The following is a 10,110-nucleotide window of genomic DNA, read 5'->3' as shown; positions in this document are numbered from 1 at the left end:
GTACAAGAGTGACGGCGAGCTTCGGCGTGGCGGCCCGTACCGGCGAGGAAGGGCTGGAGCCGCTGATGCGCCGCGCCGACGAGGCGCTTTACAAAGCCAAGAGGAACGGCCGCGACAGCGTGCAGCTATCCCATGAACGGTCGGAAACGGTGCTCGTTGTGGAACCGCTCAAAGCCGCTGATCATCCCGCTCCAGGCCGACGTTAACGTCTTTTTCGCCCGTTCATGATTTGCTGGCGCAGGGAGTGCGAAAAACCACATGGGCGGCGGCGCAGAGTTCATCCTTGCAATCAACTTGCTCGTCGCTGGGCTGTTGGCGGCTGCCTTCATGACCATCTCGTTCAACGATGTTGCGCGCGCGCCGGCGCGCTGGCTGGTCTTCGGTTATCTGCTCGGGATGGCCTATTTCGCCATCGAGTTCAGCATTCCGATCTTCGACAATGCGCGACCGGCAGTCGTCGCGGGTTTCGCCGTTTTCCTGGGCGCCACCATCGCCTTCAATGGCGGGCTTGCCCATAAATACGGCGTGGCGCCGCGCTGGGCGCCGATGCTCGTCTTCCTTTTTGTCGCCACCGTGGCCGTGTATTTCGTACAGGACCTGCCGCGCCAGTCGCTTGCCCGCATGATGGCCTACCAGCTTCCCTATGCGGCCATGCAGTTCGTCGGCATTGGCATCGTCTGGTCGTCCAGGCAAAGACGCGACTGGCTCGACCATGCGTTGATGGCCGTTCTGACGGCCAGCGCCCTGCAATTCGTGAGCAAGCCGTTCATCGCCCATGCAATGGGCGGCTGGGGTGTCAATCCGCAGGCCTATCTGCAGAGCAACTACGCTCTGGTGTCGCAATCGCTCGGCACGGTGTTCGGCCTGACAATCGCGCTTCTCATTCTGGTCATCCTGGTCCGCGACGTGCTCGCCGAGGCGACGTCGAAGTCGGAGACGGACACGCTATCGAGGTTGCTCAACCGCGGCGGCTTCGAACGTCATGCCGAGCTGGCGATGCGTGACGCCGTGCGCAAGGGTATTCCGGTCGCCCTGGTCATCGCCGACCTCGATCATTTCAAGAGCATCAACGACAGTTTCGGCTCGGTCGCATTGGTGGTGAGGAATTCGCCATCATCCTGCCGGGAACCAACCTCGCCGCCGCGCGGCTCTTCGCCGAAGGGACGCGCAGCGCTTTCGGGGCCTTGCCGATCGACTGTCTGCCGGCGGACCATCGTTGCACCGCCAGCTTCGGCGTTGCCGAGCTTCACCCGGCCGAAGGGTTTTCCGACCTGCTGCGGCGCGCCGACGAAGCGCTCTATCAGGCGAAGGGCAGCGGACGCGATTGCGTGCGCATCTCGATAGGATCAATCGCCACCCGGCAGACGGCTGTTGCCAACGCCGGGCCGAAGATCAGCGGCAGGGGCTGAGTTCCGGCATCTCGCCGTCGGAAAGCCCATACATATAACTGCGGCCCTTCACGAAAACCGGCGGCCTGTAGCAGTCGCGGCTGCTGACGTCATCCGCGTCGTTTTCATAGATTTTGGGCTGGCCGGCGCCGGTGTAGTCCGACAGTTCCTTGGCCAGGCTGCCCTCGCCAACGAGGATGCGCTTGTAGCCGGCGGCGCTTTCGATGACAAGATTGCCAAAAGAATCGGCGTAGACCCGGTCGCGCGTCCCGGCGAGTGCCGGTGCTGCGAGGCCGATGGCCACCGCCACCAGGATGAGCGCCGTAAGGCGCGATCTGCCTGAATTCGGATGCATGGCGTCCCCCATTTGTCAGAGGCGAGTCTTCCTCGAATCATAAATTAACCTTTTATTAACCTTTGTTAAGAGGCCAGGCCTGCTGGCAGCCAGATCTCGGCAAACATGGTTAATATCCGGCGCCTTGGAAGCCTGCGGCCATCTTTCGGCCATGCTTGCCCGCACCATCGCGGCCGGCGCGGGTGATCTTGGCCACGCATCGCGGCTGGATTGACGCGTAGGGAGGCAGCAGCATATGGCGTTAAGCCGGACGTTTCGGGTGACGCTTGTCCATGTTCCATTGCTGATCACCGTTGCCTGCGTCTCGCAGACCAATGCGCCGGCCACCGCGACCGATTCACCACAGCCGCGCACCGCCACTTACACTTGCGCTGATGGCACAAGGATCACCATCGAAAACCTAGGCACTTCGGTGCGCGTGCTTGGCCCGGACGGCGCCAGCGAGGACCTGCCGGCCTCGCCCGCCAATCAAAGCAGCCGCTTCGGTGCGGCGCATGACGCAATCGTGATCGACGGACGCGACGCGCTGGTGATGAAGGGCGGGAAGACGCCGCTGACCTGCACCCGCTGACCGGGTGTGTCGATAACCAGGTGATGCCGGCCTGCAATGGTGGATCCCTGCGCTTCCCTACAGCGCTGCCTCTTAGGCGCGCAAAGGACGCTGTAGAACTTTGATTTTGCGCATAACCTTTCCGAAACGAATTCGATTTCGGGAATCATGCGCGGGCTCCCGTACCGAAATGTACGCTCCGCTCCCGTTCTCGGCATCCACCATTTTCAGCGCGGCCTGACGTGAATCTCAACACATCGGGCAGATATGCCGCACTGCAGCGAACATTGCGCCGGCTTTGGCTCGCGCCCTAATCGATTGAAGCGAAACACCGCCCATTTGTCAGACTAAATTACGTTTTCGAAACGATTTTCCGGCTTTGACGCGGTGCAAAAAGCGCATTAGAAACCGGCTGTCCGAAGTCGCAACCGGAAGCGGTAACGCCGCATTTCCCTTGGGGCTCCAGAGACGCCGAACTGGGGGAGCCATGAGCAAATCACCAGCCACCCGCGAAATTGCCAGACGTGAACGGCCGCTTTCGCCGCATCTGACCGTCTATCGACCGCCGATCACGATGACGATGTCGATCATCCATCGCGTCACCGGTGGGGCGCTTTATTTCGGCACCCTGCTGGTCGCGCTGTGGCTGATGGCGGCGGCGAGTTCGCAATCCACCTTCGATGCCGTCAACTGGGCCTTCGGCTCGTGGCTGGGACGGCTGGTGCTGTTCTTCTATACCTGGGCGCTGATGCACCACATGCTGGGCGGCGTGCGCCATCTGATCTGGGATACCGGGGCCGGTCTTGAAAAGGACACGGCCTCCAGGATCGCCTGGGCGACACTGGCCGGCTCGATCGTGCTGACGCTGCTGATCTGGATCGCCGGCTACATGGCACGGGGAGCCTGATCGTGAGCCACCGCAACACCGACATGCGCACGCCGCTGGCGAAGGTCCGCGGCCTCGGCTCCGCCCGCGAGGGCACGGAGCATTTCTGGCGCCAGCGCCTGACGGCGATCGCCAACATCCCGCTGATCCTGTTCTTCGTGGGCTTCCTGATCGCGTTGAACGGCGCCGGCTATGCGGAAGTGCGCGCCGCACTTGCCAACCCGTTCGTGGCGCTGGTCCTGGCCCTGGTGCTCTTGTCCGGGCTCTACCATATGCGCCTCGGCATGCAGGCGATCATCGAGGACTATGTACATGGCGAGGGCATGAGGCTGGCGCTGCTCGCACTCAACACATTCTTTCCCGTGGTGGTCGGCGTCGCCTCGATCTTCGCCCTGCTCAAACTGGCATTTGGAGGCTGAAAATTTTGGCCAAGGACGCGAAAAACGCCAACACGGCGTCCGCCTATAGCTACGTCGACCACAAGTTCGACGTGGTGGTCGTCGGCGCCGGCGGCGCCGGCCTGCGCGCCACGCTCGGCATGGCCGAACAGGGACTGCGCACCGCCTGCATCACCAAGGTCTTCCCGACGCGGTCGCATACGGTCGCCGCTCAAGGCGGCATCGCCGCCTCGCTGTCCAATATGGGCCCCGATTCCTGGCAGTGGCACATGTACGACACCGTCAAGGGGTCGGACTGGCTCGGCGATGTCGACGCCATGGAATATCTGGTGCGCGAAGCACCTGCCGCCGTCTACGAGCTTGAGCATTACGGCGTGCCGTTCTCGCGCACCGAAGAAGGCAAGATCTACCAGCGGCCGTTCGGCGGCCACATGATGAATTTCGGCGACGGCCCGCCGGTGCAGCGCACCTGTGCGGCGGCCGACCGCACCGGCCACGCCATCCTGCATACGCTCTACGGCCAGTCGCTGAAGAACAACGCCCAGTTCTTCATCGAGTATTTCGCGCTCGACCTGATCATGGAGCCGGACGGCACCTGCACCGGCGTCGTCGCCTGGAACCTTGACGACGGCACCATCCACCGCTTCTCGGCAAAAATGGTGGTGCTGGCGACAGGCGGTTATGGCCGCGCCTATTTCTCGGCGACCTCGGCGCACACCTGCACCGGCGACGGCGGCGGCATGGCAGCGCGGGCCGGGCTGCCGCTGCAGGACATGGAGTTCGTGCAGTTCCACCCGACCGGCATCTACGGCGCCGGCTGCCTGATCACCGAGGGCGCGCGCGGCGAGGGTGGCTATCTCGTCAACTCCGAAGGCGAGCGCTTCATGGAGCGCTACGCGCCGTCGGCCAAGGACCTTGCCTCGCGCGACGTGGTCTCGCGCTGCATGACGCTGGAGATTCGCGAGGGACGCGGCGTCGGCAAGAAAAAGGACCATATTTTTCTCCACCTCGACCACCTCGATCCGGCCGTTTTGCACGAGAGACTTCCGGGGATTTCGGAATCGGCAAAAATCTTTGCCGGCGTCGACCTGACCAAGGAGCCGATCCCGGTGCTGCCGACGGTCCACTACAATATGGGCGGCGTGCCGACCAATTACTGGGGCGAGGTGCTCAACCCCACCGCCTTGAACCCGGACCAGGTGTCGCCAGGGCTGATGGCGGTCGGCGAGGCTGGCTGCGCCTCGGTGCATGGCGCCAACCGGCTGGGCTCCAACTCGCTGATCGATCTGGTGGTGTTCGGCCGCGCTGCGGCGATCCGGGCAGGCCAGGTGATCGACCGCAACGCCGCGATCCCGTCGCCCAACGAAGCCGCGGTCGAGAAGATCATGGACCGCTTCGACCGGCTGCGTCACGCCAACGGCTCGACGCCGACGGCGGTTTTGCGTGAAAAGATGCAGAAGGCGATGCAGGACGATGCGGCGGTGTTCCGCACGCAGGAATCGCTGGAAAGCGGCTGCAAGCGCATTTCGCAGATCTGGGCCGAGCTCAAGGACGTAAAAGTGTTCGACTCGATGATCTGGAACTCCGACCTGGTCGAGACGCTTGAGCTGGAAAATCTGATGGCCAACGCCATCACCACCGTCTACGGCGCCGAGGCGCGCAAGGAGAGCCGCGGCGCGCATGCGCGGGAAGATTTTTCGGCTCGTGATGATCTGGCCTGGCGCAAGCATACGCTGGCCCGGCTCAGCGAAGACGGCGAGGTGTCGCTCAGCTACCGGCCGGTGCACACCGAGCCGCTGCTTAGCGAAGCAGACGGCGGCATCAACCTGGCCAAGATCGCTCCCAAGGCGAGAGTGTATTGACGATGGCCGCCGTGAACGCGACTTGGTCCGGGCTGAAGCTCGTCATCCGAAAGGACCTGAGATAATGGTCGAACTCACGCTTCCGAAAAACTCGAAGATCAAGGCCGGGAAAACCTGGCCGAAACCGGAGGGCGCGACCAATCTGCGCGAGTACCGCATCTACCGCTGGTCGCCGGACGATGACGAGAACCCGCGCATGGATACCTATTTCGTTGACATGGACGATTGCGGGCCGATGGTGCTTGATGCGCTGCTCTACATCAAGAACAAGATCGACCCGACGCTGACGCTGCGCCGCTCCTGCCGCGAGGGCATCTGCGGCTCCTGCGCCATGAATATCGACGGCTCGAACACGCTCGCCTGCACCAAGGGCTGCGATGACATTTCCGGCGCGATCAAGGTCTATCCGCTGCCGCATATGCCGGTGGTCAAGGATCTGGTGCCCGATCTCACCAATTTCTACGCCCAGCACGCCTCGATCGAGCCATGGCTGAAGACGGTGTCGCCCGAGCCGGCCAACGAATGGCTGCAGAGCCATGAGGACCGCGAAAAGCTCGACGGGCTTTATGAATGCATATTATGCGCCTGCTGCTCGACCTCTTGCCCGAGCTATTGGTGGAACGGCGACCGCTATCTTGGGCCGGCGACGCTGCTTCAGGCCTATCGCTGGCTGATCGATTCCCGGGACGAGGCCACGGGCGAACGGCTCGACAACCTCGAAGACCCGTTCCGGCTCTATCGCTGCCACACCATCATGAACTGCGCCCAGACCTGCCCCAAGGGGCTCAATCCGGCCAAGGCGATCGCCGAGATCAAGAAGATGATGGTGGAGAGAAGGGTGTAGCTTCGGCGGCGCATGTCGCGATCCAGCCTAAAAAGGATAGCCGACCTATGACCGACACCGAACTGCCCATCCTTTCTCCCGTCGAAGCGCGCGTGCTCGGTTGCCTAATCGAAAAGAAGGAACTGACGCCCGATATCTACCCGCTGACGCTCAATGCGGCACTTGCCGCCGCCAACCAGAAGACGGCGCGCGAGCCGGTGATGTCGGTCGAGCTTGTCGAGGTAAGACGAGCGCTTGGCCAGCTTGAGCACAAGGGCTTGGTCAGGCAGGTCTTTGCTTCGCGCGTCGAGCGCTACGAGCATGTCGTCGCGCAGCGCTTTTCGCTGACCTCAGCGCAGATTGCGCTGCTTGGGCTGCTGTTGCTGCGCGGTCCGCAGACCGCCTATGAATTGCTGGCGCGGAGCGAGCGTATGGCGCGTTTGCCCTCCATCGACGAGCTTCGCAGCAATCTCGACCTGTTGATCGGCCGCAAGCCGCCGCTCGTTCAGCAGATCGATCGTGGACCCGGCCAGCGTGAGGACCGCTATGTGCATCTCTTGTACGGGCCGGTGCAGACGCCGGTGGTGGCTGGAACGCCCCTGCAATCACCTTCGCGGGCCTCGGATCTCGAAGCACGCGTGCAAGCTCTCGAGGAAGAGGTCGGACAGCTGCGCGCACGCATCAACGCGCTGACCGGCGAGGGACAGTAGCGCCCCGCCGGTCCATTGCGCTGCCGGTTCGCGAGGTTCGACCGCTCAGCCGAGCTTGGCGTCGAGTGACACTTTTATCGCGCCGAGCGCCTTCGAGACCGGACACCCGGCCTTGGCCTGTTCAGCCAGCTCCTGGAATTTCGCGGCATCGATGCCTGGCACTTTGCCGACCAGCGTGAGCGCGCTGCCGGTGATGCCGGTGCCCGGAATCAGCGTCACCACGGCCTTGGCGTCGAGTTCGGTGGCGGGGGTGCCGTTCTCGGCCAGGACATGCGAAAGCTGCATGGCAAAGCAACCGGCATGCGCCGCTGCGATCAGTTCCTCCGGATTGGTGCCGGATTTGCCGCTCTCGTCCTCAAAGCGCATCTTGAACGAGTAAGGCGTGCCTTTCAGAGTCCCGCTCTGCGTGTCGAGCGTGCCCTTGCCCTCTTTCAGATTGCCTTTCCAGACGGCGTTTGCGGTGCGGTCCATGAATTCCTCCTTGATGCGGTGGCTGAGCCGTGATCGGCGTCTGATCGACTATAGCGCGCGCGGGCACGAAGGCCACCCGTGCTTTTCGCGCCAATGGCGACGCAAAAAATCCGCGTGCAAAAATGTCGACTTCCATCTGCCTCGGCCGTCCTGCGGGCGGCCACGGGTTTCGTGGCAGGATGGAGGATCACATGAATGATTTGTTTTCTGCCCACTGGAGAGACACCGGCCGAAAGGCGGCTGAACAAGAAACCGACTGGTTGCATCGGTCACCTTCCGGTTTCGGTCGACTGCTTGCGGCGGTCGCCATCATCGGGATTGCGGTTTCCCTTGTCGATCATGCGGCGGTCAAAAGCCCGGCTGGGACCTCGGTTGCCAACGGTTCGTCCCAACAAGGAAGATGAGAGATGAAATATGTTTGCCTGGTCTACGGTGAGGAAAAGGACCTTTATGCAATGAGCCCGGAGAGGTTGGCCAAGCTCGACGCCGACTCGCTGGCTTATGACAAATCGGTGGAGCATAGCGGCCGGCTGATCATCGCGCAGGCGCTGCAATCGGTGAATACCGCGAAATGCGTGCGCCGGCGCAAGGGCAGGCGGCTGGTCACCGACGGCCCTTTCGCCGAGACCAAGGAGCAATTGCTCGGCTTCGTCATGATCGAGGCCGGGGATATCGACGAGGCGATGGAGATTGCCGGCGGCATCCCTCTGGCCGAAATCGGCGCGATCGAGGTCAGGGCGATCTACAACGTGCCGGGGTCCTAGAGATTATTCTGTTTTGCGTCCGGCTGAATCGGTTTCTTCTGCGGGCGCAACTTTTGCGCGTTGAAGCGAGGCAGCACTTCTCCTATCGTCGCTGCGGTTTGGGGATCACGGGCATGCATATACTGATTGCTGCAATTGGGCTGTTGGGAGCGGCGGCGTTCTGGTGGTATCGGATGAAGGCCATGAACGATGCGGCGCGCGAGGTCGCGGACGTCGTCGGCCGTGTGCAAGGGAACATTCGCCGCAAGAGACTGCGCAAGCAGGCGGCGCTCTCACCGCTGACGGCGATCGACGATCCGGTCGTGGCGGCCGCGACGCTGATCACCGCCATCGTTTCCGAGAACGGCCCTGTCCTGCCGCAGCGCGAAGCCGCGATTCGGTCGATGATCTCAGAGATTGCGGACGACAAGAAGACCGATGAGGCCGTGGTCTACGCCAAATGGGCGGCGTCACAGATCGACGATGCCACTGTTGTCATCGACAAGCTGGCGCCGTTCCTGCGCGAACGTCTGGATGTGACTGAGCGAAACGATTTGCTGCAGATGGTGAACCGCGCGGCGCAGGCTGGCGAGCAACCCCTGAAGATATCCGACCAGCGGATACTGCGGCTGCGGCAGAAGCTGGGCTTCGAGGTCAATTGAACGAAATTGCCTGGCTCAATATTGGTTTGCTGCCCTTCCGGGCTCAGATCGCCTCGCCCTTGAGCAGCTTCGGCGTGTCGCCGGACAGACCGGACGCCTGGCGGATGAAGAAATCCTTCAGCCGCGGCATGCGTTCGACCAGGCCTAGGCCGATGTCGCGGACGGCGCGCAACGGGCTGATGTCGTTGGAAAACAGCCGGTTCAGGACATCGGTGGTGATGCCCATCTGCAGCGTGTCGAAGCGCCGCCACTGCTGATAGCGTTCGAGCACGTCGAGCGCACCGATATCCTGGCCGAGCCGGTCGGCCTCGACCACCACTTCAGCCAGTGCCGCCACATCCTTGAAGCCGAGATTGAGGCCCTGGCCGGCGATCGGGTGGATGCCGTGGGCGGCGTCGCCGGCGAGCGCAATGCGCGGCGCGACGAAGGCGCGGGCAAGCGTCAGGCCGAGCGGCCAGGCGCGCGGCTTGTCGGCGACGCGGATTTCGCCGAGCTTCAGGCCAAACCGCTGTTCGAGCTCGTGCTCGAAGACGAGGTCGTCGCCGTCGACCAGTTTTTCGGCATCTTCCGACCGCTCGACCCAGACGATCGACGAGCGGTTGGTCCCGTCCTTGTCCGGCTTGAGCGGCAGCGTGGCAAAGGGGCCGGCTGGCAGAAAATGCTCTTCGGCGCGGCCATTGTGCGGCCGTTCATGCGCCACGGTGCAGACGATGCCGGACTGGCCGTACTGCCATTTCACCGTCCTGATGCCGGCCATGTCGCGCAGCTTCGAGTTCACGCCGTCGGCGGCGACCAGCAGCCGCGCCTTCAGCGTTGCGCCGTCGACAAGATGCACGGTGATGCCGGCGCCGTTCACGTCGAAGGCACTGACGGCGACGCCTTCGATGATGTCGATGCCTAGTTTTTCAGCGCGCCGGCGCAAGGCGCCGTTCAAATCCCGGTTGGCGACCATATGCGCAAAGGCTTCGCCGGGCGCGACCTCGCCATCGAAGGTGAGAAACACCGGGCGCACCGGATCGGAAGCGCGCGAATCGGTGACGATCATTTCGGTGATCGCCTGCGCTTCGGGCGCGATTTCGGCCCAGATGCCGAGCTGGTCGAGCATGCGGCAAGCGGCAGCGGCGATGGCCGAGGCGCGGCCGTCCTTTTGCCAGACGCCGGCGGGCGCGGCGTCGACGACAGCGACTTCCAGGCTCGGTCGCGCCTGTTTCAGCGATACTGCGGCGGCAAGCCCGACATAACCGGCGCCGGCGACCAGAATG

At 63.1% G+C, this 10,110-nt stretch carries 13 protein-coding genes and 1 pseudogene; 11 read left to right on the top strand and 3 right to left on the bottom strand.

Annotation, left to right across the window (positions count from 1 at the left end; all coding sequences use genetic code 11):
* Both EOA86_RS08995 and EOA86_RS08990 read left to right on the top strand, forming a co-directional pair.
* On the top strand, nucleotides 1–206 hold a 206-nt coding region (locus EOA86_RS08995; protein ID WP_128341281.1), incomplete at its 5' end, for a diguanylate cyclase.
* A gap of 52 nt (nucleotides 207–258) precedes the next feature.
* Nucleotides 259–1,409, top strand: a pseudogene (locus tag EOA86_RS08990) (GGDEF domain-containing protein).
* Here the strand turns inward: EOA86_RS08990 and EOA86_RS08985 are convergent.
* On the bottom strand, nucleotides 1,393–1,743 hold the full coding sequence (locus EOA86_RS08985; protein WP_128341280.1) for a hypothetical protein: 351 nt from the start codon (nucleotides 1,741–1,743) through the stop codon (nucleotides 1,393–1,395). The pseudogene EOA86_RS08990 and the gene EOA86_RS08985 overlap by 17 nt on opposite strands.
* Before the next feature lie 235 nt (nucleotides 1,744–1,978).
* Here EOA86_RS08985 and EOA86_RS08980 point away from each other — a divergent pair, with 235 nt between their 5' ends.
* The 6 genes from EOA86_RS08980 to EOA86_RS08955 all read left to right on the top strand — a co-directional run bounded on the left by EOA86_RS08980 (nucleotide 1,979) and on the right by EOA86_RS08955 (nucleotide 6,972).
* Entirely contained in the window at nucleotides 1,979–2,314 is a 336-nt protein-coding gene (locus EOA86_RS08980; RefSeq protein ID WP_065007245.1) for a hypothetical protein, read from the top strand.
* A 466-nt stretch (nucleotides 2,315–2,780) separates the two neighbouring features.
* Nucleotides 2,781–3,200: a succinate dehydrogenase, cytochrome b556 subunit gene (gene sdhC, locus EOA86_RS08975; protein ID WP_128341279.1), complete on the top strand. Its 420-nt coding sequence runs from the start codon at nucleotides 2,781–2,783 to the stop codon at nucleotides 3,198–3,200.
* 2 nt (nucleotides 3,201–3,202) lie between these two features.
* Nucleotides 3,203–3,598 carry a succinate dehydrogenase, hydrophobic membrane anchor protein gene (gene sdhD / locus EOA86_RS08970; protein WP_065007243.1) on the top strand — a complete coding sequence of 132 codons (396 nt, stop codon included), beginning with the start codon at nucleotides 3,203–3,205 and terminating at the stop codon, nucleotides 3,596–3,598.
* Between the two features lie 5 nt (nucleotides 3,599–3,603).
* Nucleotides 3,604–5,439, top strand: a complete 1,836-nt coding sequence (gene sdhA / locus EOA86_RS08965; RefSeq protein ID WP_128341278.1) for a succinate dehydrogenase flavoprotein subunit — start codon at nucleotides 3,604–3,606, stop codon at nucleotides 5,437–5,439.
* A gap of 64 nt (nucleotides 5,440–5,503) precedes the next feature.
* Entirely contained in the window at nucleotides 5,504–6,283 is a 780-nt protein-coding gene (locus tag EOA86_RS08960; protein ID WP_095520090.1) for a succinate dehydrogenase iron-sulfur subunit, read from the top strand.
* Nucleotides 6,284–6,330: 47 nt separating this feature from the next.
* Nucleotides 6,331–6,972: a DUF480 domain-containing protein gene (locus EOA86_RS08955; RefSeq protein WP_128341277.1), complete on the top strand. Its 642-nt coding sequence runs from the start codon at nucleotides 6,331–6,333 to the stop codon at nucleotides 6,970–6,972.
* Between the two features lie 45 nt (nucleotides 6,973–7,017).
* Here the strand turns inward: EOA86_RS08955 and EOA86_RS08950 are convergent, their stop codons facing one another.
* Entirely contained in the window at nucleotides 7,018–7,443 is a 426-nt protein-coding gene (locus EOA86_RS08950; RefSeq protein ID WP_065007239.1) for an OsmC family protein, read from the bottom strand.
* A 191-nt stretch (nucleotides 7,444–7,634) separates the two neighbouring features.
* Here EOA86_RS08950 and EOA86_RS08945 point away from each other — a divergent pair, with 191 nt between their 5' ends.
* From EOA86_RS08945 to EOA86_RS08935, 3 genes are all read left to right on the top strand, one after another.
* On the top strand, nucleotides 7,635–7,847 hold the full coding sequence (locus EOA86_RS08945; protein ID WP_128341276.1) for a hypothetical protein: 213 nt from the start codon (nucleotides 7,635–7,637) through the stop codon (nucleotides 7,845–7,847).
* 3 nt (nucleotides 7,848–7,850) lie between these two features.
* Nucleotides 7,851–8,207 (top strand): YciI family protein, encoded by a 357-nt coding sequence (locus EOA86_RS08940; protein ID WP_128341275.1) that lies wholly within the window; start codon nucleotides 7,851–7,853, stop codon nucleotides 8,205–8,207.
* A gap of 113 nt (nucleotides 8,208–8,320) precedes the next feature.
* Nucleotides 8,321–8,848 (top strand): hypothetical protein, encoded by a 528-nt coding sequence (locus EOA86_RS08935; RefSeq protein ID WP_065007237.1) that lies wholly within the window; start codon nucleotides 8,321–8,323, stop codon nucleotides 8,846–8,848.
* A 43-nt stretch (nucleotides 8,849–8,891) separates the two neighbouring features.
* On the opposite strand, the gene EOA86_RS08930 is transcribed toward EOA86_RS08935, so the two are convergent.
* On the bottom strand, nucleotides 8,892–10,109 hold the full coding sequence (locus tag EOA86_RS08930; RefSeq protein WP_245497194.1) for a ubiquinone biosynthesis hydroxylase: 1,218 nt from the start codon (nucleotides 10,107–10,109) through the stop codon (nucleotides 8,892–8,894).
* Nucleotide 10,110: the final 1 nt, after the last annotated feature.

This window comes from Mesorhizobium sp. M5C.F.Ca.IN.020.32.2.1 (assembly GCF_004023105.1).
GTDB classification, from domain to species: Bacteria; Pseudomonadota; Alphaproteobacteria; order Rhizobiales; family Rhizobiaceae; genus Mesorhizobium; species Mesorhizobium wenxiniae.
This window is presented reverse-complemented; position numbering and strand designations above follow the sequence as displayed.